We start from the raw sequence: 23,850 nt of genomic DNA on the forward strand, positions 1-23,850 counted from the left end.
CGATCAGTCCCACCCATGTTGTCGTTAACATCAAAACATGTCCATATCGATACTATTTAGGCTCCCAGCCACCACCGGGCCGGAACCCATCCAGATGTGACTCTGCGTGATATCAGGCAGAGCCGCGCCGGTGCGACGACCACCGCACACGCACCCCGTCGCGCCGAATCAGGCACCACCCGACGTGCCGTCGGAGGTGACCGGACTCGTGGTCGCACCCCCTGTTGCCCCGCCCCGACGAGGAGACGGCATGCGTCGTAAGACAGCCATCATCGGACTGATCACCGGTCTGTTACTGGCGCTCGCGCTGGTCCAGCCGGCGTCAGCGGCTCCGGCCTTCCGCGCCCTGTTGTTCACCAAGACCACCGGCTACCGGCACGACTCGATCCCCGCCGGGATCTCGATGTTCCAGCAGCAGGCCGCGTCCGACAACTTCGAACTGGTGCACAGTGAGGACTCAAACGTCTTCACCGCATCGAACCTGGCCACCTTCGATGTCCTGATCATGTTCCAGACGTCCGGCATGGTGTGGACCTCGGCCGCCCAACGTCAGGCGGTGGAGGGCTACCTCGCCAGCGGCAAGGGCATCGTGGCCATCCACAACGCCACCGACATGGGGATCGAGGCCGAGTACCCGTGGTGGGACCAGACCATCAACGCGGGTGCGCACATGCCGGAGCACTCCCCCGGCGTCCTGCCCGGCACCGCAATCGTCGCCGACAAGAAGCACCCGTCGACGGCCAGCCTGCCGGATCGCTGGAACCGCAGCGAGGAGTGGTACAACTTCGACAAGAACCCGCGCGGCGAGGTGCACGTCCTGGTGACCGCCGACGAGCGCACGTACAACCCGGGCTCCCGGGCGATGGGCCCCGACCACCCGATCTCCTGGTGTCGCAACACCGGCGGCGGTCGGGTCTGGGCCACCGCCATGGGTCACGCGATCGCGTCCTACAGCGAGACCCACTTCCGCAATCACGTCCTCGGCGGGGTGAAGTGGGCCGCCGGCAACCAGCCGGGCGACTGTGGCGGCACCGTCTGGGGCAACTTCGAGAAGCGGACCCTCGACAGCAACACCGTCGACCCGATGGCGCTGGCCGTGGCACCCGACGGCCGGGTGCTCTACGTCCAGCGTGGCGGCCAGGTCAAGATCTTCAAGCCGAGCACCAGCAACACGGTCACCGCCGGCACGCTGAGCGTCTACACCGGAGGTGAGGACGGGCTCACCGGTCTGGCGCTCGACCCGAACTTCGCCAGCAACGGGTACGTCTACCTGTACCACTCACCGGCCAGCAGCTCCACCGACATCAACCGGGTCTCCCGCTACACGCTCACCGGTGACACGTTGAACATGTCCAGCGGGGTCACCATCATCGACATCCCGGCGTACCGGGACCGGACGTACCCCGAGCCCGGCCACACCGGCGGGTACATCGACTTCGGGCCGGACGGCAACCTCTACATCGGCACCGGCGACGACGTGGCGCCGAACCTCGACCCCAACTGGCAGGGCTACGCCCCGCTGGACTGGCGCTCGGGCAAGCACATGCTCGACGCGGCGCGTACCGCCGGCAACACAAACGACCTGCGCGGCAAGCTGCTGCGCATCCGGCCCTCCGCCAGCGGCGGCTACACCATCCCGTCGGGCAACCTCTACCCGCAGGGTACCGCGCAGACCCGGCCGGAGATCTACGCGATGGGCTTCCGCAACCCGTTCCGCTTCTCGATCGACCCGGCAAACGGCTGGGTCTACCTGGCCGACTACGGACCGGACCGGAACCCACCGACCACCAACCGGGGCCCTGAGGGCCTCGTCGAACTCAACGTGATCAAGGCGCCGGGCAACTACGGCTGGCCGTTCTGCCACGGCGACAACCAGCCGTACGCGCCGTACAACCCGGACACCGGCGTGGTCGGTGCCAAGTTCAACTGCGCCGCGCCGGTCAACAACTCGCCGAACAACACCGGCCTGACCAGCCTCCGGCCGGTCGTCGCGCCCAACATGTGGTACGGCTACGGCAACTCGCAGACCTTCCCCGAACTCGGATCCGGCGGCTCCGGACCGATGGGTGGGCCGGTGTACCGCTACGACGCCGCGAACCCGTCCGCGACGAAGTTCCCGCCCTACTACGACGGTGTCCACTTCTTCTACGAGTGGTCGCGCAGCTACATCAAGGAGGTCCACTTCGACTCGGCCACCGCGGTCACCCGCACCAACCCGTTCCTGCCCACCAGCAGGTTCAACAAGCCGATGGACCTCGAGTTCGGCCCGGACGGCTCGCTCTACCTGCTGGAGTGGGGCACCAACTTCGGTGGTGGCAACAGTGACTCGGGCCTGTACCGGATCGACTACGTCCAGGGCGGCCGGTCCCCGATCGCCAAGGCCACCGGTACACCCACCAGCGGCAACGCCCCGCTGACCGTGCAGTTCTCCAGCGCGGGGTCGATGGATCCCGACCCCGGTGACACGATCAGCTACCAGTGGACGTTCGGCGACGGCACCACCTCGACGGCGGCCAACCCGTCGAAGGTCTACACCAGCAACGGCAACTACACGGCGCAGTTGAAGGTCACCGACAGCTCGGGCAAGACCGGCTTCGCCAACGTGCAGATCACCGTCGGCAACACCGCTCCGGTGGTCACCATCACCACGCCGGCCAACGGTGGCATGCTCACCTTCGGCGACCGGGTCTCGTACCAGATCACCGTCTCCGACCCGGGCGGCGCGGCGATCGACTGCAGCAAGGTCTTCCTCAACCCGGCGCTCGGGCACGACGACCACGCGCACGAGACCACCGACTACGCCGGCTGTTCCGGGACCATCCCCACCGACCTGCTCGGCGGGCATCCGGACGGCGCCAACCTGTTCTACGTGCTCAACGCCCGGTACACCGACAACGGTGGAGCGGGCGGCGCGGCCCCACTCACCGGCCGGGCCCAGGTGATCCTCCAGCCCAAGCACAAGCAGGCCGAGTACTACAGCAGCCAGTCCGGCACCCGGGTCGTCGACCAGGCCGGGGCGCAGAGCGGCAAGCGGATCGGGGACATCTCCAACAACGACTGGATCGCCTTCACCCCGATGAGCCTGTCCGGCATCAACACCGTGAGCTACCGGCTGTCGTCTCCCTCCGGCGGCGGATCGATCGAGCTGCGGGCCGGCTCGCCGACCGGCACGCTGCTGGCCACCACGCCGGTGCCGAGCACTGGCGGTTGGGACAACTACCAGTCCACGCCGCCGGTGAACGTCACGGCCCTCGCCGGTACCCACACCCTGTACCTGGTCTTCAAGGGCAGCGGCAACAACTGGTTCGACCTCGACTCGCACACCTTCGGCGGCCCCGGAGTGGGGGTCGGTGACACCGGCGGCAGCGGGATCGCCGGCCGGACGTGGACGATCACCGCGCAACACAGCAACAAGCTGATGGACGTCAGCGGTGTGTCCACCGCCGACGGCGCACAGATCCACCAGTGGGCGGCCACCGGTGGCAACAACCAGAAGTGGCAGGCGGTCGACGCCGGCGGTGGCGCCGTCTACCTCCGGGCCGTCCACAGCGGCAAGTGCGCGGAGATCATCGGCGGCTCCACCAGCGCCGGTACCTTCCTCCAGCAGGCCACCTGCAACAACAGCAACCAGCAGAAGTTCACCGCGACGACCACCGGAACCAGCGGGGTCTACACGGTGAAGAGTGCGCTGAGCGGGCTCTGCCTCGATGTCAACGGCGGCGCCACGACCGACGGCGCCCGCCTGTTGCAGTGGACCTGCCACAGCGGTACCAACCAGCAGTGGCGGTTCAGCCTGGCCTGACCGTCGCGACCACCGCGACCGTTCAAGGACCCCTCGTCGGGACCGGTTCCGAGCAGCGGAGCCGGTCCCGACCCGGGACGTGCGCAGCCACAGTGCACCTCGCCGTCCGGCGCCGGTGCGCTGTCCGAGGAACGTTCAGCGGGCCGAGGCGAGCAGCCCGGCGGTGGCCAGTGACTCCCAGAGTTCGTCGGGTACCACCGCGGTCGAGCGCCGTACCGTCTCCGTCATCTGCGTCCCGTTGCGGACACCTACCACCGTCGAGACCACGGCCGGGTGCCGGCGGACGAAGGCCAGCGCCGCCTGCGGCAGGGTTACGTTGTGGATGGCGCAGACCTCGGCGATCCGCCGGGCCCGCTCGATCAGCTCCGGTGGCGCCTGCTGGTAGTTGTAGAGCGCGTCGGCCGGCGGGTGGTCCCGTGACAGCAGTCCCGAGTTGTAGACACCCGCGATCACCACACCCACTCCCCGACTCTCCGCGAGCGGCAACAGGTCGGCGGCCGCGCCCTGTTCGAGCAGGGTGTACCGGCCGGCGCACATCATCACGTCCACGTCTGTCTCCCGGACGAACCGGGCGAGCATCGCCGACTGGTTCATGCCGGCCCCGATCGCACCCACGACGCCCTGGTCGCGCAACTCGACAAGGGCGGGCACCGCCTCCTCGGCAGCCTGCTCCCAGTGATCGTCGGGGTCGTGCAGGTAGGCGATGTCGATCCGGTCGAGGCCGGTACGGTCCAGGCTGGCCTCGATGCAACGGCGTACCCCGTCCCGGCTGAAGTCCCACACCCGGCGATGGCTCGCGGGAACGTCGAACCCCTCGGGGTCGCGCCGGTGGGCGTTCCGCGGCGACGGCTCCAGCAGTCTCCCCACCTTCGTCGACACCACGTACTCGTCGCGTGGTCGGTGCCGCAGCGCGCTGCCCAGGCGACGTTCGGACAACCCGAGGCCGTAGTGCGGCGCGGTGTCGAAGTACCGCACGCCCGCCGCCCAGGCGGTGTCGATGGCGGCGGCGAACTCCTCGTCCGTGGTCAACCGGTACAGGTTGCCGCCCTGGGCCGCGCCGAAGCCCAGCTCGGTGAGGCCGATCGCCGGACGGCGCGGCAGCACGTGTGTCCTCATGACACCCCCAGTTGGTAGCAGCTCCGGGCGGTACCTGCCCAGACCGCCGCGCGGGCGGCCGGGTCGAGGTCTCCCAACAACTCCGTGACCGCCTCGATCCAGCGTGGGTACGAGGTGGCGAGCAGGCTCACCGGCCAGTCCGAGCCGAACATCAGCCGCTCCGGCCCGAACACGTCGAGTGCGTGGTCGACGGCGGGTCGGAGATCCGCCACGGTCCAGGGTGACCGGGGTACCTCGGTCGTCAGGCCGGACACCTTCGCCGTCGTGTTCGGTGCTGCGGCGAGTGCCCGCAGGTCCCGCCGCCAGTCGTCGAACTCCGGGGCGCCCAGCGCGGGCTTGCCGAGGTGGTCGAGGACGAACCGCACCCCGGGCAGGTCACGTGCCAGCCGAGCGGCCATGGGCAGTTGGTGTTGCCGGACCAGCAGGTCGAAGACGAGGCCGGCGGCGCCCACCGCGGCGATGCCCCGGCGGACGTCCGGGCGGTCCAGGTAGGCCGGGTCGGTCTCGCTCTGGACGAGATGACGGACGCCGACCAGGTGCTGCCCACCGGGCGCGGCACGCAGCCGGTCGAGGCGGTCGGCGACGTCGTCGGCCGTCAGGTCGACCCAGCCGACGACGCCGCCGACCAGGACGTCGTCGGCCGCGGCGCGCAGCAGGTCCAGGGTTTCCCTCGCCGAGGCGATGGACTGCACGACGACTGTGGCGGTGACGCCCGCCGCCCGGGCCAGCGGAGCCAGGTCGGTGAGTTCGAAGTCGGCGTCGATGGCCGACATGGTCACCGGATCGATCCACGGCTGCGGATGCCGTGCCCGGACCCACAGGTGGTGGTGGGCGTCGACGATCCGGGCCGGATCGGGCGCTGCGTCGGTCATCGGCCCAACCATCCGCCGTCGACCGGCAGCACGATCCCGTTCACGTAGTCGGAGGCCGCCGAGGCCAGGAACACCGTGGCACCACCGAGGTCATCGGCGGCACCCCACCTGCCGGCCGGAATCCGGGCCAGGATCGCCTGCTCGCGGTCGGGGTCCTCGCGCAGGGCCCGGGTGTTGTCGGTGGCGATGTAGCCGGGGGCGATGGCGTTGACGTTCACCCCGTGGGCCGCCCACTCGTTCGCCAGTGCCCTGGTCAGCCCGGCCACACCGGACTTCGACGCGGCGTACCCGGGCACCGTGATGCCGCCCTGGAAACTGAGCAGGGACGCGGTGAAGATGATCTTGCCGTGGCCGCGCTCGACCATCGTCCGACCGATCTCCCGGCTCAGCACGAACTGGCTGTTCAGGTTCACCTCGATCACGTGGTCCCAGAGTTCGTCCGGGTGGTCGACGGCCGGGGCACGGGCGATCGTGCCGCCGTTGTTGACCAGGATGTCGATCGGCCCGAGCGCGATCAGATCACCGGCCAGCCGGCGTACGGCCGCCCGATCGGCGAGATCGGCGCGCAGCGCGGTGAACTGCCGGCCGGCGGCGCGCACCCGGCGTCCCACCTCGCTCTCCTCCGGTTCGAGGTTCGCGGAGACACCGACGACGTCGGCACCGGCCAGGGCCAACGCCTCGGCCATGGCCAGGCCGATGCCGCGCCGGGCACCGGTCACCACGGCGGTCCGTCCGGACAGGTCGAACAGCTTCGTCACCTGTCGCCCTCCCGCCAGTCCAGCAGCACCTTCATCACACCGCCGCCCTCCAGTGCGGTGAACGCCTCGGCCGCCGCCTCGGGCGGCTCGACCCGGGAGATCAGCTGCCGGGCCGGGATCGCGCCGGAGGCGACCAACCGGATCGCCTCCGCCATGTCGTCTCGCTGGTACAGGCGAGCGCCGAGCAGTTCCAGCTCGCGCCAGAAGAAGCGGTGCAGGTTGACCTCCCGGGGCCGGGGATGGATCGCCACCATCACCAGCCGGCCCCGGGCGGTCAGCACATCGACCGCGGTGCCGACGCCCGCGGCGGAGCCGGACACCTCGAAGGCGACGTCGGCGCCCGCACCGTCGGTGCGGTCGGCGACAAACGCCGCCACGTCGACCGTGCCCGGGTCGACGGCCTCGATGCCGACCTCGCCCGCCACGGCGCGGCGGGTCGGCTCCGGTTCGACGAGCAGTACCCGCGCACCCTGGCCCTGGGCCACGGTGCCGATCAGCACCCCGATCGGCCCACCGCCGACGACTACCACGTGATCGCCCGAGGCCACCTTTCCGCGCCGCACGTCGTGCACGGCGACGGCGACCGGTTCGACGAGTGCACCCTGGTCCAGTGGCAGTTCCTCCGGCAGCGGCAGGACCAGTTCCGCGGGCACGTTCCAGGAGGACTGCATGGCACCGGGCGAGTCGATGCCGAGGAAGTTCATGGCGAGGCAGATGTGCGAGTTGCCGCGCCGACAGGCGGCACATCGCCCGCACCATCTGGTGGGCAGCACCGTGACCGGCTGACCGACGGACCAGCCGGTGACGTCCTCGCCCAGCGCCGCGATCCGTCCGGACATCTCGTGCCCGATGATCGCGGCGGCACCGACCCGGGAGTCCATGTCCCCGTGGTAGATGTGCAGGTCGGTGCCGCAGATCCCGGTGTAGGCCACCGAGATCCTTACCTCGCCGCGCCCAGGCGCCACCGGCTCACGTTCCTCGACTCCGAGGTGCCGTGCCCCCCGGTAGACCACTGCCTTCATCCATCCTCCGTATCAACAGCCGCACGCCGCTCGGGCCGCCGGCCACCACCGTCGGGTCCGTTCAGTGACGTCCGGTCGGCGACACCTGGTTGCTGTTGTGTGCCGGTGTGGCAGCCCGGGCCAGCGGGAAGCCAGCGGCGGGCAGGACGTCGTCCGTCGCGGCCAGCAGCCGCCGCCCGGCCTGCTCCGGCCGGACGTTCGGGCCGTCGACAGCCGGGGCCTGGTGCCGGTCCACGGCCCGGATCCGTTGTTCGTCCACCCGCAGGCCGAGTCCGGGCGAGTCGCCGAGGACGAACGCCCCGTCCTCGACGTGCAGGTCGGCGGAGACACCGACCGGCGGCCAGAGGTTCTGCAACTCGCTCGTCAGGTGATTGGGCACCGAGGTGGCCGCGTGCAGCAACCCGAGCGGGCTGTTGCCGATCGGGCTGACCGGCAGGTCGTAGGCGTGGGCCAGGGCGGACACCCGCAGGAAGTGGGTGACTCCCCCGATCGCGGACGTCTGGACGACGTCGACCGCGCCGGCGGCGATCAGCGGACGGTACTGCTCAAGCCCGGTGAGGTTCTCCCCGGTGGCGACGGAGGCGCGCACCCCCCGACCGACGGCGGCGAGCCCTTCGGCGTCCCAGCGCCGAACCGGCTCCTCGATCCAGATGAGGTCGAGGGTGCGTTCGAGTTCGCACACGTGCCGGACGGCCTGCTTGCGGGTCCACGCCTCGTTGACGTCGAGCATCAGCCCGGGCCGCAGTCCGTGACCGGCCTCGGACAGCACCTCCTTGACCAGGTTGAGCCGACGTCGGTCCTGCTCGATGTCGAGGCCACCCTTGAGCTTGGCCGCGCGCAGTCCGTGCCCGGCGTAGCGGGTGTACGTCGAGACGAGTTCGTCGTCGGTCAGGCCGATGTCGAGGCCGGACGCGTACGCCGGGACCCGCCGGTCACGCCCGCCCAGCAACCGCCACAGCGGCTGGCCGGCCGCCTGCGCCTTGATGTCCCACAGGGCGGTGTCGAGGGCGCCGATGGTGCCGAACACCGGGCCCGCGTGACCGGCCTTGAAGGTGTGCCGCAGCATGCGGTCGTAGAGCGTGGTCACCGCCCGTGGATCCTCACCGTCGATGGCCGCGAAGATCCGCTCGATCTCGACGTGCGGGCCGATGCCGACACCCGTCAGTCCCTCGTCGGTCTCCACGACGACGATCGGTACCGGGACCTTCCCGTCGGCGAAGACGCCGTTGGCGTCGCCGACTGGGCGCCCCCATTCCTGGATCGTGGTGAGCGTCCGATATCCGGTGATGCGCATTTCAGCCCTTCGTGGAGCCGGCGGCGACGCCGTCGGCAATCTGGCGCTGGAGGAAGAGGTAGACCACCAGGACCGGTATCGCGGCGATCAGTACCCCTGAGGCGAAGGTGGGAATGTCATCGGAGTACTGCCCACGCAGCGAGGTCACACCGACCATGAGCGTGCGGTGATCCGCCGACGGCATCATCACCAGCGACATCAGAACGTCGTTCCAGCAGAACAGCGCGTTGAGGATGCCGACCGACAGCAGGGCCGGGGTGCCCAGGGGCAGCATGATCCGGCGATACACGCCGTACACGCTGTTGCCGTCGATCCGGGCCGCGTCGATGACCTCGCGCGGGATGGTCTTGTAGTAACTCGTCATCAGGAAGACGGTGAAGGGCAGGAACTGGGCCACGAAGACCAGGATCAGCCCGGGGTACGTGTCGATGAGGGCGGTGTCGGCCATGATCCGGGCGAGCGGCACCATGATCACCTGGAACGGCACGAACAGGCCCGCCAGGCAGCCCAGGAAGAGCGCCGAGGAACCCCGGAACCGAAGCTGGCTCAAGGCGAAGCCGGCCATCGACCCGAGCAACAGCAGCAGGACGACCGACGAGGTCACCACGATCAGGGAGTTGAGGAAGTACCGGTCCATGCCGACGCTGTTCCACGCCGTGCTGATGTTGTCCCAGCGCAGGGCGTCGGTAAGCGAGAACCGGTCGAGGATGTAGTCCCGGCGGGTCTTCATCGCCACGTTGGCGGTGAACAGCAGTGGGTAGATCGTCGCCAGCGCGAGCAGCGACATCGGGATGGCCAGCAGCCACCGACTCAGTCGTACGCGGTGCATCAGTCCTCTCCTCCCGCCCGCCTGAGCAGCTTCACCTGTAGCAGTCCCACGACGAGCATGATCACGAAGAGCACCGTCGACGCGGCCGAGGCGAGGGCGGGCCGGTTCATCTGGCCCTGCTGGATCCAGATGTAGTACTCCGGAAGGTATGTGGACCCCTCCGGTCCCCCGCTGGTCATCACGTAGAGCAGGCCGAACATTGAGGTCAGCATCCCGACCATCGTGGTCACGGCGACGAACGCGATGGTGCGGGACAGGCCGGGAATGATCACGTGCCGGATGACCTGGGGCAGCGACGCGCCGTCCACCCGGGCCGCGTCCAACAGTGCGGCGTCAAGGGTGGCGAACCCGGCGAGGAACACCACGAGCGCCATCCCGAAGGTGGCCCAGATGTGGACGCCGACCACCACGAACATCGCGACGCCCGGATTCCCGAGCCAGTCCACCGGGCTGATGCCGGCCGCCTCCAGCCCGGCGTTGACCGGGCCGTCGAAGGCGAGCAGCAGATTGAAGATCGCGCCGACGATGACCGGTGAGAGCACCGCCGGGAAGAAGTAGACGCTGCGGTAGAAGCGATGTCCGGGCACCCGGAGGTAGATGAAGGTCGCGAGCAGCCCGGGGATCGCCACCGCGACCGGAAGCAGCAGCACCAGCAGCCCGACGTTGCTCAGCGCGGTCCGGAACAGCGGGTCGTCGAGGAGTTCGAGGTAGTTGTCGAGACCGACAGTCGTACCGTTGCGCTCTCCGTCCCCGGTGAAGGAGAAGTTGACGCCGAGCAGCAACGGGTACAGCCGCAGCACCACGATGATCAGGATCGCGGGTGCGACCAGGACGTAGGGGGCGAAGCGCTCGGCGCGCGAGCCGCCGCGGACGGGCCGTGACCCGGTACCACGGCGGCGGCCCGCAGACCCGGCCGCCGCTGCCCCGTCGGTCCGTCCGGCGGAAACCGGACGGACCGACGGCTCTGCGTTTCCGATCGGCACGAAGTCAGCCCGCCTGGTCGGAAGCGCCCAGCTGCTTCACCGCCTCGTCGACGCTTATCGAGCCGCTGAGCAGCTGCTGGGCGATCCGCCCCATCAGATCCAGGGTCTTCGAGGAGAGCGCCACGTGCAGGGCGGGCTTACCGCTCTTGAGCGCGGCGACGATCGTGGCGGCGGCCGGGCCGGCCTGCGACACGTCGATCGTGGTGTCCGCGGCGATCGCGCCGGCCTCGGCGTAGAAGGCGTTGAGCGCATCGGTCGACGTCAGCGACCGCACCAGGTCGGCGGCGACCTTGGGATCCTTGGTCCACTTCGCCACACCGTATCCGATGCCGCCGTCGTAGGCCAGGGTCGGCGTGGTGCCGGCGGTGACAACCGGAGCGTTCATCACACCGAGCTTCTCCGGCGTCAGGAACTCGTTGAAGTCCTTCCAGTGCCCCACGTCCGACATCAGGCCGATGACGTGCGCGGCCTTGGCGGACTGGAAGAGCGCGAAGGCGTCGTTGAACATCGCTGTCGAGTTGGCCCCGTCGTTGTTCAGACCGGCGTCGCCGGCCTCCTTCCAGAGCTGGAAGATCCGCTTCACGTTCGGCGAGTTCCAGTCGCGCTTGCCCGCGATCCAGTCGTCGTACTCCTGGGCGGTGAGAATGCCGGAGCCCAGGGCCGACATCCAGAACTGGATTCCGGCACCCTCCTTGTTGCCGAGGGCGAAGCACTTGGCACCCGCCTTGCCGATGGCGGCGCAGTCGGCGAGGAACTTGTCCCAGGTCGTGGCGGGGCTCTCCGGATCGAGGCCGGCCTTCTCGTAGAGCGCCTTGTTGTAGTAGATGGGGTGGCCCTGCAACGTCACCGGACCGGCGTAGGTCTTCCCGTCCTTGGTGAAGGCGTCCCAACCGGCGAGCCGCTGCTTGTCCTCGGCCACGTACTCGTCGAGGGGCACCAGTGCGTCGACCCGGTCGCGGATCTGGCCGCCGCCGTTGAACAGCATCACGTCCGGGCCCTTGCCGGACTGGATGGCCGCGCCGAGGAGCGTGTAGTACTGGTCGAACGGCTGCGCGACGAACTCGACGGTCACGTCCGGGTGCTTCTCGGCGAAGTCGGCCTTCGCCTTGTCGATGTAAGGTCCGGCGGAAGGCTCACCGGATTTCCAGTCCCACACCACCAGCTTGTCGGTCGAGCCGCCGGAGGAGCCTGTGTCGGAGGCACTTCCACATCCTGCCGTCGCCAGTCCCACAACGAGGACGGCTGACCACAATGCTCGTTGTTTCATAGCTGTTCACCTCTGAGGGGAGTGGCTGACGGCCTGCCGCAGCCAACGTGATCAAGAACGTAACTCGTATGACGTCTGACGTCAACAGTCAGTCGTACACTGACCTGGACGTCGTGGTACGACGAGCCAATCGGAGGGGGACATGACGCCATCGCAGGAGACGGCCCTGGACAAGCTGGCCGCCCCGGCCTGGCCGCGCCGCCCCACAAACCTCGCCACGGCCGTCACCGCCGAGTTGGTGGAGCGCATCGTCCGTGGGGTACATCCGTCCGGCACGGCGTTGCCCCCCGAGCCGGTCCTCTGCGAGACCTTCTCGGTCAGCCGGACGGTGGTCCGGGAAGCGGTGAAGATCCTCCAGGAGAAGGGGCTGGTACAGGTCCGCCAGGGGGCCGGCACCATGGTCACCCCGCCCTCGATGTGGGACATGCTCGACGAACTGGTCCTCGGGGCCACCATCGCCGAGGACGACAGCCTCGCCATCCTCGACGACGTGGTGGTGACCCGGCGGCTGCTGGAGTCCGACATGGCGCACGTCGCCGCCCGGGTCGCCGATGAGAAGACCGTGGACCGCCTGCGCGCCCTTGTCGATCGGATGGACGAGCTCGTCGGCGACACCGTGGCCTACCACGAACTCGACCGCGCCTTCCACGACACCGTCATGCAGGCGTCCGGAAACCGCATCGCTCGTGGTGTCGTGAGGGCGCTGGAGAGTCAGGTCGTGAACACGGCGCGGTACACCGGCCGCACCGAGCGGTCGCTCTGCGTCGCCTCCAACCGTGGACACCGACGTGTCTACGAGATGATCGCCGCCCACGACCCGGAGGGGGCCGCGGAGGCGATGCACACCCACATCACCGAGGCCTGGCTGGTGCGGCGCAGCGGCCCGGGCAAGCCGGACCGCCTGCAGCGCTGACCCGAGCGCGGAGAGGCCGACGGGCCCGACCCCCTGGCTCACGCTGGTGTGCACACCATTGCCAGGAGGCCGGGACCCGTCGTCACAGTCGGCCCGGTCAGGAGAACTGGGCGAAGAAGCGCCAGATCTCACCCTTGGTCCAGGTGGTGATGCCACTCTCGGCGTACGTCCCGTCCACCGGGCCCGGCATGTGCCCGTTGTCGAAGGCCGCCCACTGCACCGGGTATCCGGCGCGGCAACCGGAGTAGGCAGTGGTGATGTGCGTACGGCTGCCCGCACCCGGCTCGGGCGGGTTCTGGGCGTTGCACCCGTTGTTCCGGACGAAGGTGTCGCGCAGCCCTCGGCCCTGACCGATGCTGAGGACGTTGTCCGAGATGCCGTGCAACCCGAAGTACGCGATCGGCTGCGTACCGCCGCTGCAACCGCTGATCTGCGCGCCGGCGATGACGGCGACGGCCCGGAAGACAGTGGCCCGCGCGCACGCGAGGGCGTAGCTCATGCCACCGCCCCAGCTGAAGCCGAGGGCGAAGCGCTGCCTCGGGTTGACGCACAGGTCGCTCTCGATCCGACGGATCATGTCGTCGACGAATGTGACGTCCTCGCCACCGGAGTTGCCCCAACCGTTGCCGAGCCCCTGCGGTGCGACCAGGATGGCGCTGTTGTTCGACTGCTCCTGCTGGCCGTAGTAGGACCAGGCACTCCCGCTGGTGCCACCGGAGGAGATCTCCTGCATGGTGCCGCCGCGCCAGTGGAACGCGAAGATCAGCCGGTAGGGATTGTTGTTGTTGTAGTTGGCCGGCAGCCGCAGGATGAACTGGCGGCTCTTACCGTTGCTCTGAATGGTGTGCGTGCCGTTGTTGAGCGTCGGAGCCTTGCCGCACCCGGTGCCACCGCTCGGCGGCGGGTCGCCGCCGCCGTCGACCCGGGCGAGTTGCCACTGCTGGTTGGCGCCGTTCCAGTCGGCGTACTGCACGATGTTCGCGCCGTCGGCGGTGGAGGCGCCCTGCACCTCCACGACCTTGCCGCTGTGCCGGCTGATCAGCCGCACGTGACCGCCGTCCGAATCGGCCAGCCGGAACTGCTGGTTGGTGCCGTTGTGGTCGGACCACTGCACGATCGCCCCGCCGTCGGCGGTCGAGAAGTTGTGCACGTCGAGGACCTTGCCCGAGTGCCGGGACTTCAGCCGGTAGTAGCCACCGCCGGAGTCCACGAACTGCCACTGCTGGTTGGCGCCGTTGTTGCGGGTCCACTGGCTGATCCGCGCGCCGTCGTTGGTGGCCGCCGCGTAGAGGTCCAGGGCCTTGCCGCTGTTCCGGTTGACCAGGACGTACCAGGCGTTGGTGTCCACGGTCGCCGCCGCCGCGGGCGCCGCGTTCACCACCACGAGCGCGCTCGCGGCCAGGACCGCGGCGGCCGCCGCGGCCAACCCTGACCGCAAACGGCGTCTGGGTGGGGAGGCGGGACGAGCCTCACCGATGGCCTTCATGGTCCACTCCTTCGATCGGGGCGCCCACGCGCAGTCCGTGGATGCCCTGCGTATGTGCCGGCGTCAGGTGGTGGCGTCAGCACTGTGGTGTGGTGCGGAAAGATCAGGTCACCGGAGCCGCCGACAGGCGTGACGACGTGCCCACGGTCGAGACCGGCCGGCGCGGGACCACGGCGGAGAATCGGGCTCCCGGCAGCCACAAGACCCGCTCGTGACAGCGAAGTTAGCGTTAACGACGTCATACGTCAAACGACTGAGGTCTATTTGTCGGCCCGTCCTTCGAACCCCGGACCGGCCCGCCCGAGGGCCACGGAACGCCCCCGCCAACCGGGCCCGGTGGCGACTGCCGGGCCCGGAGGGCGGTCACGGGGTCCAGTACACGTGCGGGTTGACCCGTCCGGACCAGTCGAAGACGGCCATGTTGTCCCAGCCGTTACCGGTTCCGTTGATGTCCGCCGGATCCCAGCCGTTGCCGCGCACGGCGTGCCAGGTCGGTTCCCAGTAGAAGACGCCTACCGCGCCGGCGTTGCGCGCGGTGTTCTGCACCCAGCTGAACTGCTGCGCCTGCCCGGACCAGGTGGCCGGGATGTTGTCGCAGCGCGTGGTACCGGAGATCACGTTCGGCTGGTGGTCGGCGTCGGCCGTGGTGAACGGGTACGCCGTCTCGGCGATCACCACGGGCTTGCCGTAACGCGACTTCACGTCGGCGATCACGTTGTACAGGTTGGCCAGCGTGCCGTGCCACATGCAGTAGTAGGACAACGCGGTGACGTCCCAGGCGACGCCCCGCGCCCTGATCCCGTCGTAGAACCAGCGGGCGTTGGCGTTGCTGTCCGCGTTCGCCGTGTGGATCCACACCTGGGTGCCGCCGTTGCACGCCTTGGTGGCCTGGTAGCCCTGCTTGAGCAGGCTCGCCAGCGGGGCGAAGTCGTTGTTGACCACCCGACCGGCGGGCCACAGCATGCCCACGTTGATCTCGTTGCCGATCTGCACCGCGTCCGGTGTGGTCCCCTGCGCCTTCAGCGCCGTGCACACGTCGTGGGTGTAGTTGTAGACGTCGGTCTGCAACTGGCTCAGCGAGTGGTTGGCCCAGGCCCCCGGCGGATACTGCTTGCCCGGGTCGGCCCAGGTGTCCGAGTAGTGGAAGTCGACAAGCAGCTTGAAGCCCTTGGCCTTGATCGCCCTGGCCTGCTGGAGCACCCTGGCCTTGTTGTTGTAGCCGCTGGCCGGGTTGTTCCAGATGCGCAGTCGCAGATAGTTGACGCCCTTCGACGCGAGGATGTCGTACGGGTCGGCCGGCGCGCCGGAGGCGTTGTAGTAGCGGGCACCGAGGTCGAGACTGCGTTGCAGCGAGGAGACGTCCGCGCCGCGCATGGTGAGGGTGTTGGCCGCCTGCGCGGGAGCGGTCAGGGCCAGCGGGGCCGCGAGGACTGCCACCCCCACGAGGACCCGGAGGGACGGTTTCATGGCGCTCCTTCACATCCAGGGATGCGGGTGCCCGACGGTTCGGGCACGTCCGGCCGGACTGCCGGACGGTCTCGGCACCAGGTGAGGTGGTGATGGTCATCGATGACTCAGGCGTGACAGTCAGGGTGACCCATGCCGGTGCCCCCGCACCAGCCCCGAACGGATGCCGCGCCGCGGACCGGACGCGAGGTGACGGTGAGCGGTCAGGCGAGAAAGCGGTACAGCGCGGCGGTCAGGTCGTCGGGGTTCTCCTCGGCGACGTGGTGTCCGGAGTCGATCGGGTGGCCGCGCAGATCGTCGGCCCAGGGGCGCCAGACGGCGAGTGGATCGCCGTACAGATCCTCCAGGTCGTCGCGGGTCGACCAGAGCAGCAGGGTCGGGCAGCGCACGGTGCGACCGGCCCGCCGGTCGGCCTCCTCGTGCGCCCGGTCGACCCCGAGGCCGGCGCGGTAGTCCTCCAGCATCGCCCGGACGGTAGCCGCGTCGTGGATGGCCTGTCGGAACTCCCGGTGGTTCTCGACTCCCATGCGGTCCGGCCGCGCCTTGTCGCCGTACCAGGCGTCGGGATCGGCGCCGATGGCCCGCTCAGGCTTGTCCGGCTGGGCGAAGAAGAACCAGTGGTACCAGCTCTGGGCGAAGGTCGCGTCGCACCTGGCGAGGGCCTCGCTGATGGGCACCCCGTCGATGACCACCAGCCGACTGACGGTGTCGGGATGATCCAGCGCCAGGCGTAACGCCACGTAGCAGCCACGGGTCGTGGCCGACCGTGGCGAACGTCGCGTGACCCAGCGTGTGCATGAGCCGGACCATGTCCGCCGCCACCACGCGCTTGGACTGCTGGGAATGGTCCGGCAGGATCCGCGCCTTGCCGGACTGTCCGTAGCCGCGCATGTCCGGACAGACCACCGTGAATCCGCGATCCACCAGCCGCGGAGCGACCCGGTGCCAGGTCGATCCGGTACGCGGATGCCCGTGCACGAGCAGGACGGCCGGCCCGTGCCCGGCGTGGCGGACGCGGAGTTCCACCTCCCCCACGTCGATCCGCTCATCGGTGAATCCGTCGAACATGCGCGACATGTACCCACGCCGGCGCCGCGTCAACAAGCCTTGTTTACATTGACAGTCTTGCATGTATCGATCGCGTTCCGGTATGAAGACTTAGGAATCGTTCAGGTTCCGCTTCCTTGGGAGGAGCGACGATGAAACCTGCCCTGCGCCGCCTACGCACGGTGACCGTCACATTCGCTGCCTGCGCACTCGGGCTGAACCTGCTGTCGGCACCCGCCGAGGCGTACCCGGTGCAGCCGGTCGCGCCACTCTCCGACCGGGCACCCGAGTCGGACCAGTTCTCGGCCGAGGGTGTGACGACCGTCGGTGAGCTGCGCACCGTCGACGGCTCGTTGTCGTACGCCCGCGACGGCCGGACCCAGATCATCCGGCACCCCGGCGCCACGTACGTCAAGGTGCACTTCAGCTCGCTACGGCTGGCGCCCGGCGAGTACGTCACAGTGGCGAGCCCGGACGGCCGGGAGAGCTACCGGTACGACCGCCACCTCAACCGGGCGACCGGCGCCGACTACACCACCGACGGGCGGCCCGGCTTCTGGGCGATGTCGGTGGAGGGCGACACGGCGGTGGTGACGCTGCACGGCAACCGCTCCTCCCGGGGCAGCGTGGCGACCATCGACAGGTTCTGGCGCGGCTACGACCGCACGGAGATCACCCAGTACAACTTCTCCACGCAGTCGGTGTGCAGCACCGACGCCCGCCGCGACGTGGTCTGCTACCAGAGCAGCCACCCCACCGAGTACGCCCGGGGCAACGCCGTGGCGCGGCTGCTGATCAGCGGCGGCGGCATGTGCACCACCTGGCGGGTCGGCAACACCAACCGCATGCTGACGAACAAGCACTGCTTCTCGACGCAGGCCGCGGTCAGCGGCAGCGAGATGCAGTTCAACTACCAGTGCGCCACCTGCGGCGGGGCGAACCCCGGGGCCGGTACCAAGGTGAGTGGTGCCACGCTCTACCGGGTGAGCAGTGGTGGCTCCAGCCAGCTCGACTACGCCCTGTTCTCGGTGAACAACTTCGCCGCCATCCAGGGATTCGGCACGCTCTACCTGGCGACCTCGGCCACCACCACCGGGACGCAGATGTACATCCCGGGGCACGGTGACGGCAGCCCGAAGCGTCTGTCGATCTTCGAGGACACCCAGAACGGTGCGCGCTGCACCGTACGGAACGCCAACTACAACACCTGGAACATCAGCTACAGCTGTGACACCTCCGGCGGGAACTCGGGCTCGCCGGTGCTGAACAGCAGCCACCGGGTGATCGCCCTGCACCACCTCGGCGGTTGTCCGTCCAACCAGGGCGCGAAGGCACACCTCATCTACAACGAGATCGCGAGTCTGATCGACAACGGCTGACCACGACCGTGGCGACCCGGGCGGAGCGCGTCGCCCGGGTCGCCACCGTCGCCGCGACCCTGACGGGCCACTCACCGCTCGCCGCCGTACCATCCGGTACATGACGATTGCCGTCGAACAGCACGTGGACGCCGAGCCCGCCACCGTGTGGCGAACAGTGAGCGACGTCGACCGCTGGGCCGAGTTGCTGCCCACCATCGACGAGATCAGACGAATCGACGACGCCGGGCCGGTCACGGTCGGCAGCCGCTTCCGGATCCGCCAGCCAGGGCTGACCCCCGCGACGTACGAGGTCACCGACTGGCGGCCCGAAGCCGGCTTCACCTGGGTGGCCCGTACGGCGGGTGTCCGGACCACGGCGCGCCACGAGCTGCGTCCGGAGGGCTCCGCCACCCGGCTGCGGCTGAGCATCGACTGGGACGGCCCGGGCGCCCGCCTGGTCCGGCTGCTGTACGGCAAGCGGACCCAGCGGCTCCTTGAGCAGGAGGCGACGGCTTTCGCGAGGCTCGCCGCGCGCGGGGAGGGTGAACGATGACCCCGGTGGAACGCGTACCCACCCGGTGGGACGTCCTGGACGAGCGGTTCCAGGCGGTGAGCGGTGACCACGTGGTGCAGCGACTGTTCGACGGCGGGCGTTGGCTGGAGGGCCCGGCGTACTCATCCGCGTGGCGTTGCCTGCTGTTCAGTGACATCCCGAACGACCGGGTGTTGCGTTGGGACGAGATCACCGGGCGGTGCGACGTCTTCCAGACGCCCGCCGGTTACCCGAACGGCCGTACCATCGACCGTCTCGGCCGCGTCGTGACGTGCGAGCACGGCCATCGCCGGGTCACCCGGACCGAGCCGGACGGGTCGCTGACCGTCGTGGCGGACCGTTGGCAGGGCAAGCGGTTCAACAGCCCGAACGACGTCGTCGAGACCAGCGACGGCTCGTTGTGGTTCACCGACCCGAGCTACGGCATCGACAGTGACTACGAGGGGCACCGGGCAGATCCGGAACTGGACGGCTGCCACGTCTACCGCTGCTCGCCGGACGGCCGGGTGGAACGGGTCGCCGACGATTTCCTGCGTCCCAACGGTCTCGCGTTCTCGGCGGACGAGCGTCGGCTGTTCATCGCCGACACCCGTCGACGGCATCTCCGTCATTTCGACGTGGGCCCCGACTGGACGCTGCGTGACCGTGGCGTGCTCGCCGAATGCGACGCCGGGTCGTTCGACGGGATCCGACTCGACCAGGAGGGCCGGCTGTGGGTCGCCGCCCACGACGGCCTGCACTGTTTCGACCAGGAGGGCACGCTGCTCGGCAAGCTCCGACTGCCGGAGATCTGCTCGAACCTCACCTTCGGTGGCCGCAAACGCAACCTGCTGTTCGTGACGGCCACGACCTCTGTCTACTCGCTCGCGCTGAACGTCACGGGCGCGGGCCCGACGGCCGGATAGACAGGCGGTCCCGGTACCGCGGGTGCCGGTCCCTGCCCGACCGGTCAGCGGTCGGGCAGGGACAGCACCAGTTCCTGCGGACGGTGGTCGGACACCCCCTGCCCGGCACCGAACCGGTAGGAGTGCACCCGGACGCCGGGTGAGACGAACGCCCAGTCCAGCCGCCACCACTGCGGCCAGCCGGGGCTGTCGGCCCAGCTCGCCGGGTACAGCGACGGCATCGCGTAGCTGGCGTCGCGCAGGCCGTCAGGCAGCTTGCGCCGGTCACCCATGGCGGGGCTGGTGTTCAGGTCACCGGCGAGCAGCACCGGGTGCGGGTTGGCTGTGACGTCCGCGGCCAGTGCCCGCCACTGCGGTTCGCGCTGCGCGTGCTGTTCGCGCAGCACCCGGTAGAAGTCCCTGTCGAACAGTCCGTGGTCGGGTGAGAGCTGCACGGGCAGGTGCAGGTTGTACGTCGACAGCACCCGGCCGCCGCCGACGTCCAGGTCGGTGCGCAGGGTCTTGTAACGCCACTCGTCACCGGCGTCGGCGACCGCCGGTGGCAGGCCGTCCGCCGACAGGGGCGCCTGCCGCAGCACCGGCAGGCGCGAGACGGTGACCAGTTCCCCGGCCGCCACGACGTGGAAGCCGGGGAACTCGGCGCGCAGCCGTTCCAGTGCCGTCTCCGTCGGCCCGGCGGTCCGGGCGTACCAGTACTCCTGCAACAGGTAGACGTCGGCGTCGGCCTCCCGCAGCACCCGGTACAGCGCCTCGGTCTGGCCGCCCTCGTCCCAGTAGTCGGTGTTCCACACGAAGACCCGCACCGCGTCGGCCGGTGCGACACCGTCGCCGCCCTGCCACCGACGGGTGTTGATGCCGGACTGGCCGGCGCCGAGCAGCAGCGCGGCGGTGGCGAGCAGCGCCACCGTGCGCCACCGTCGGCGCAGCACCGCCGCGCCGACGCCGAGGGTCAGGGGGACGACGACGAAGGCCAGCGGCGGCACGGCGTCCACCGCGAGCCACAGCCACCAACGCCCGCTGACCGCCAGGTGCACGGCGGTGAACACGAGCCAGAGCGCCGCGCCGGCGACCAGGAACGCAGCCGGCAGGCGCCGGGGCGCCGCGCGGGCGGGCGCGTCCGGTTCGGTGCCGGCGGTGGCCACCGGCGCGGCGGTCGTCACGCCGACTCCCACCGGGGGGTGCTGTCGATCGGGAACGAGGCGTCGTACAACTGCCGGAAGGGCCGCGACAGCAGCCACTGCGCCGCGCCGGTCGCCACTCCGGCGGTGATGGTGACGTTGACCAGGAAGTGCAGCACGGCGAAGCCGAGCAGGGACGGCAGCCCGCGACGGCGCAGCACGAAGCGGTACATCCCGGCGTCGCAGGCCAGCGAGGTGGCGAGCAGAGCGGCCGGTACGACGGCAGCCCAGGGCCCCAGCACCAGCGGCACGGCCAGCGCCGGCAGGACGGCGAAGGCGGCGAGGCTGCCCCAGGCACGGGAGGCGGTCTCGAAACCCTTGCCGAATCGCCGGGCCCGCGCGTACAGCGGGATGCGCAGCCGGCCCCGGTGGAACAGCTTGCGCAACAGCCCGACCAGTTCGTGGTCGTGGTCGTGCCGGCCGCGTACGTCGGAGGTGAGCAGCATCCGGTGCCGGCGGGTGAGCCGGTAGCCGTAGTCCACCTCCTCGGTCTGCCGCAGGGCCGGGTTGAACGGCCCCACCTCCTCGTGGACGCTGCGCCGGATGACGCACATTGCGGGGAAGAGGAACGACACGTCGCCTTCGGAGCTGATCGACCAGTAGTGGTACTGCAGGCCCCGGTAACGGGAGACCACCGTGTCGTGGAGCAACGGTTCGGCGTCCTGGATGCCGCAGACGGCGCCGATGCTCGGGTCCTCGGTGAGGATCCGCACCGCGGTCGCCACCGCGTCGGGTGCGAGCGCCAGGTCGGAGTCGACGTAGCAGATCAGCTCACCTCGGGTGTGCGCGACACCCACGTTGCGGGCGGTACCGCAGCCACCGTTGACGCCGGTGCTGACCACGTTCACGCCGAGGGCGGCGGCCACCGCGACGGACTGGTCGGTGCTGCAGTCGTCGACCATCAGCAGCTCGATGTTCGGGTAGGTCTGGTCGAGAATGGACCGCAGGCACAGGTCCAGCGACTCGGCGTAGTTGTAGTTCGGCACGATTATCGAGACCAGCGGAAGCTCGTTCATCGGGTGGCGACCTCCGGACGGTCGTAGAGCCGGCGGAACCGGGCCGAGGTCAACCAGGCGGCCACACCGCACGCCGCGGCGACGGCGATCACCAGGTTCAGGAAGAAGTGCATCGCGATGAAGTAGACCAGAAACAGGATGCCGCGTTCGGCCCGGACGAACCGGTACATCGGCAGGTCTCCGGCGACGAACGCGACAAGCGCGGCGGCCGGCACCAGCAGGAATGCCGGACCGAGCAGCAGGGGCAGTACCGCGGTGAGCACCGACAGCGGGGCGGCGATGCTCACCCAGGCGCGGGGACCGCTGCGCAGCCCGCCGGGAAACTCCGGCTTGCGGGCGTACAGCGGGATGTGCAGCGCGGTGCGGGTGAACACCTTGCGCACCAGCACGCCGAGTTCGTGGTCGTGGTCGTGCACGCCGCGTACCCGTGGGGAGAGCAGGATCCGGTAGCGCTGTGCGAGCCGCATCCCGTAGTCCGCGTTCTCGGTCTCCCGTAGCCCCGGGTTGAACGGTCCCACCTCGGCGAACACCCGCGCCGGAATGGCCAGCAGCGCGGTGTAGAGGGTCATGATCTGGCCCTCGTCGGCGATCAGCCAGTAGGACTGTTGCAGGCAGCGGTACTCCTCCAGCAGGCTGTCCCGGATCAACGGCACCGGGTCGTAGTTGCCGCAGACCGCCCCGATGGTCGGGTCGGTGGTGAGCAGTTCGACAGCGTTGGCCACCGCGTCGGGCCGGGCGGCCACGTCCGAGTCGATGAAGAACAGGATCTCCCCCTTGGCGACCGCCGCGCCCAGGTTGCGCGCCGCCGCCGGCCCACCGTTGTACGGGGTACGCGTCACCCGCGCCCCGTGCGCCTCGGCGACCGCTACCGAATCGTCGGTGCTGCAGTCGTCCACCACGATGATCTCCAGGTGGGGGTAGGTCTGCGCGCGCAGCGAGTCCAGGCAGAGGTGCAGCGCGCGGGCGTAGTTGTAGTTCGGCACGATGACCGACACCAGGGGTTGCTTCATCAACTGTCCGTCCAGGTCAGCAGGTTGGGGTAACGGGCGATGATCTGGGCCAGGGCCAGCGTGGCGCCGGCCAGCGCGGCGCACACGACGATGGTCCGGTCCCGGAGCAGGATCCGGATCGGGTCGCCGCCACCGCGCAGCACCAGGACCGCCTGGAGATAGCGGAACGCGGCGAGCAGGCCCAGCGGTACGACGATGGCCAGCGCGACCGGCGGGTAGGCGTCGACCGGCGCGTCGATGTGCAGGTACAGCAGGAAGGTGGTGCCGGCCAGCGAGGCGGTGAGGCCGAGCAGGTGGTCGGCGAGCAGCAGGTTGTACCCGTCGAGCGCGGGACGGTGGGGCGTCCCCAGGGCGGCCAGCTCGTGCCGCCGCTTGCCGAGGATGAGCACCAGGCACCCGCTGAACACCGCGGTCAGCAGCAGGCTGGAGACCTCCGCCCCGGTCGCCGCGTAACCCTGCAACACCCGCAGCACGAAGCCGGCGGAGACCACGCAGACGTCCAGCAGCGGCACGTGCTTGAGCCACCGGCTGTAGGCGATGCTCAGCGCCAGGTAGGTGAGCAGCGGCCACCAGCTCATGGCCGGCCCGCTGGCGGTGACCACGGCGAGCGCGGCACCGAGGACGCCCGCGTACGCCCAGGCCACCGGGACCGGGACGTGGCCGGCGGCGATCGGGCGGGTCCGCTTGGCCGGGTGGTCCCGATCCCGGTGGCGGTCGGCGATGTCGTTGACCACGTAGATCACCGAGGACGCCAGGGTGAACGCGGTGACCGCCCAGAGACAGCGCCACAGCGTCGCGGCGGTCCACACCGGGGTGTCGGCCAGCGCGAGCGGCACGGCGAGCAGGTTCTTCACGGCGTGGCCGGGCCGGGCCAGCGCCACCAGATGTCGCAGCGGCGCGGGCAGGCGGGTGGTGCGCCGGGTGACCACCGGGGCGACCGGCTCCACCACGGTTTCGACGGACGTCATCGC

The 23,850-nt window shown here is 69.6% G+C and carries 21 protein-coding genes and 1 pseudogene; 6 read left to right on the forward strand and 16 right to left on the reverse strand.

The window, feature by feature from the left end; genetic code table 11:
* The first annotated feature begins 250 nt into the window (after positions 1–250).
* Positions 251–3,802 (forward strand): ThuA domain-containing protein, encoded by a 3,552-nt coding sequence (locus AB0I71_RS09360; RefSeq protein ID WP_357582754.1) that lies wholly within the window; start codon positions 251–253, stop codon positions 3,800–3,802.
* A 135-nt stretch (positions 3,803–3,937) separates the two neighbouring features.
* Here AB0I71_RS09360 and AB0I71_RS09365 read toward each other — a convergent pair whose 3' ends face one another.
* The 8 genes from AB0I71_RS09365 to AB0I71_RS09400 form a co-directional block, all read right to left on the reverse strand.
* A complete protein-coding gene (locus AB0I71_RS09365) occupies positions 3,938–4,918 on the reverse strand; it encodes an aldo/keto reductase (protein WP_357582755.1) in 981 nt (326 codons plus the stop codon).
* Entirely contained in the window at positions 4,915–5,790 is an 876-nt protein-coding gene (locus tag AB0I71_RS09370) for an amidohydrolase family protein (protein WP_357582756.1), read from the reverse strand. Before AB0I71_RS09370 ends, AB0I71_RS09365 begins: the two co-directional genes overlap by 4 nt.
* A complete protein-coding gene (locus tag AB0I71_RS09375) occupies positions 5,787–6,548 on the reverse strand; it encodes an SDR family oxidoreductase (RefSeq protein ID WP_357582757.1) in 762 nt (253 codons plus the stop codon). Before AB0I71_RS09375 ends, AB0I71_RS09370 begins: the two co-directional genes overlap by 4 nt.
* Complete coding sequence (locus tag AB0I71_RS09380; RefSeq protein ID WP_357582758.1) at positions 6,545–7,570, reverse strand: alcohol dehydrogenase catalytic domain-containing protein; 1,026 nt, start codon at positions 7,568–7,570, stop codon at positions 6,545–6,547. Before AB0I71_RS09380 ends, AB0I71_RS09375 begins: the two co-directional genes overlap by 4 nt.
* Positions 7,571–7,631: 61 nt before the next feature.
* On the reverse strand, positions 7,632–8,864 hold the full coding sequence (locus tag AB0I71_RS09385) for a mandelate racemase/muconate lactonizing enzyme family protein (RefSeq protein ID WP_357582759.1): 1,233 nt from the start codon (positions 8,862–8,864) through the stop codon (positions 7,632–7,634).
* Between the two features lies 1 nt (position 8,865).
* Positions 8,866–9,693, reverse strand: a complete 828-nt coding sequence (locus AB0I71_RS09390; RefSeq protein ID WP_357582760.1) for a carbohydrate ABC transporter permease — start codon at positions 9,691–9,693, stop codon at positions 8,866–8,868.
* Positions 9,693–10,676: a sugar ABC transporter permease gene (locus AB0I71_RS09395; protein ID WP_357582761.1), complete on the reverse strand. Its 984-nt coding sequence runs from the start codon at positions 10,674–10,676 to the stop codon at positions 9,693–9,695. Before AB0I71_RS09395 ends, AB0I71_RS09390 begins: the two co-directional genes overlap by 1 nt.
* 4 nt (positions 10,677–10,680) lie before the next feature.
* Positions 10,681–11,943, reverse strand: coding sequence for an extracellular solute-binding protein (locus AB0I71_RS09400; protein ID WP_357582762.1), 1,263 nt, complete (start codon positions 11,941–11,943; stop codon positions 10,681–10,683).
* A 142-nt stretch (positions 11,944–12,085) separates the two neighbouring features.
* Between AB0I71_RS09400 and AB0I71_RS09405 the strand changes: the two genes are divergently transcribed.
* Entirely contained in the window at positions 12,086–12,856 is a 771-nt protein-coding gene (locus AB0I71_RS09405; protein WP_357582763.1) for a FadR/GntR family transcriptional regulator, read from the forward strand.
* Positions 12,857–12,953: 97 nt separating this feature from the next.
* On the opposite strand, the gene AB0I71_RS09410 is transcribed toward AB0I71_RS09405, so the two are convergent.
* The 4 genes and pseudogenes from AB0I71_RS09410 to AB0I71_RS09425 form a co-directional block, all read right to left on the reverse strand.
* The gene (locus tag AB0I71_RS09410; RefSeq protein WP_357582764.1) at positions 12,954–14,342 is read right to left on the reverse strand and encodes an RICIN domain-containing protein; all 1,389 of its coding nucleotides are present in this window, start codon (positions 14,340–14,342) and stop codon (positions 12,954–12,956) included.
* A 363-nt stretch (positions 14,343–14,705) separates the two neighbouring features.
* Positions 14,706–15,809, reverse strand: coding sequence for a glycosyl hydrolase 53 family protein (locus AB0I71_RS09415; RefSeq protein WP_357582765.1), 1,104 nt, complete (start codon positions 15,807–15,809; stop codon positions 14,706–14,708).
* Between the two features lie 203 nt (positions 15,810–16,012).
* Positions 16,013–16,549: an alpha/beta hydrolase gene (locus AB0I71_RS09420; protein WP_357582921.1), complete on the reverse strand. Its 537-nt coding sequence runs from the start codon at positions 16,547–16,549 to the stop codon at positions 16,013–16,015.
* 73 nt (positions 16,550–16,622) lie between these two features.
* Positions 16,623–16,886, reverse strand: a pseudogene (locus AB0I71_RS09425) (alpha/beta fold hydrolase); the annotation flags it as partial.
* On the opposite strand from AB0I71_RS09425, the gene AB0I71_RS09430 reads away from it, so the two are divergent.
* From AB0I71_RS09430 to AB0I71_RS09445, 4 genes are all read left to right on the forward strand, one after another.
* Positions 16,776–17,012 carry a hypothetical protein gene (locus AB0I71_RS09430; RefSeq protein ID WP_357582923.1) on the forward strand — a complete coding sequence of 79 codons (237 nt, stop codon included), beginning with the start codon at positions 16,776–16,778 and terminating at the stop codon, positions 17,010–17,012. The pseudogene AB0I71_RS09425 and the gene AB0I71_RS09430 overlap by 111 nt on opposite strands.
* A complete protein-coding gene (locus tag AB0I71_RS09435; protein ID WP_357582766.1) occupies positions 17,009–18,235 on the forward strand; it encodes a serine protease in 1,227 nt (408 codons plus the stop codon). Before AB0I71_RS09430 ends, AB0I71_RS09435 begins: the two co-directional genes overlap by 4 nt.
* A gap of 100 nt (positions 18,236–18,335) precedes the next feature.
* Positions 18,336–18,770, forward strand: a complete 435-nt coding sequence (locus AB0I71_RS09440; protein ID WP_357582767.1) for an SRPBCC family protein — start codon at positions 18,336–18,338, stop codon at positions 18,768–18,770.
* Positions 18,767–19,675, forward strand: coding sequence for an SMP-30/gluconolactonase/LRE family protein (locus AB0I71_RS09445; protein WP_357582768.1), 909 nt, complete (start codon positions 18,767–18,769; stop codon positions 19,673–19,675). The genes AB0I71_RS09440 and AB0I71_RS09445 overlap by 4 nt, the downstream gene beginning before the upstream one ends.
* A 44-nt stretch (positions 19,676–19,719) precedes the next feature.
* Here AB0I71_RS09445 and AB0I71_RS09450 read toward each other — a convergent pair whose 3' ends face one another.
* From AB0I71_RS09450 to AB0I71_RS09465, 4 genes are read right to left on the reverse strand one after another with little or no spacing between them, the layout of a single operon-like run.
* Positions 19,720–20,835, reverse strand: coding sequence for an endonuclease/exonuclease/phosphatase family protein (locus tag AB0I71_RS09450; protein WP_357582769.1), 1,116 nt, complete (start codon positions 20,833–20,835; stop codon positions 19,720–19,722).
* Complete coding sequence (locus tag AB0I71_RS09455; RefSeq protein ID WP_357582770.1) at positions 20,832–21,869, reverse strand: glycosyltransferase; 1,038 nt, start codon at positions 21,867–21,869, stop codon at positions 20,832–20,834. The genes AB0I71_RS09450 and AB0I71_RS09455 overlap by 4 nt, the downstream gene beginning before the upstream one ends.
* Positions 21,866–22,879: a glycosyltransferase gene (locus tag AB0I71_RS09460; protein WP_357582771.1), complete on the reverse strand. Its 1,014-nt coding sequence runs from the start codon at positions 22,877–22,879 to the stop codon at positions 21,866–21,868. Before AB0I71_RS09460 ends, AB0I71_RS09455 begins: the two co-directional genes overlap by 4 nt.
* Positions 22,879–23,847, reverse strand: coding sequence for a UbiA prenyltransferase family protein (locus tag AB0I71_RS09465; RefSeq protein ID WP_357582772.1), 969 nt, complete (start codon positions 23,845–23,847; stop codon positions 22,879–22,881). The genes AB0I71_RS09460 and AB0I71_RS09465 overlap by 1 nt, the downstream gene beginning before the upstream one ends.
* Positions 23,848–23,850 lie beyond the last annotated feature (3 nt).

This window comes from Micromonospora sp. NPDC049891 (genome assembly GCF_040660295.1).
Taxonomy (GTDB): Bacteria; Actinomycetota; Actinomycetes; order Mycobacteriales; family Micromonosporaceae; genus Micromonospora.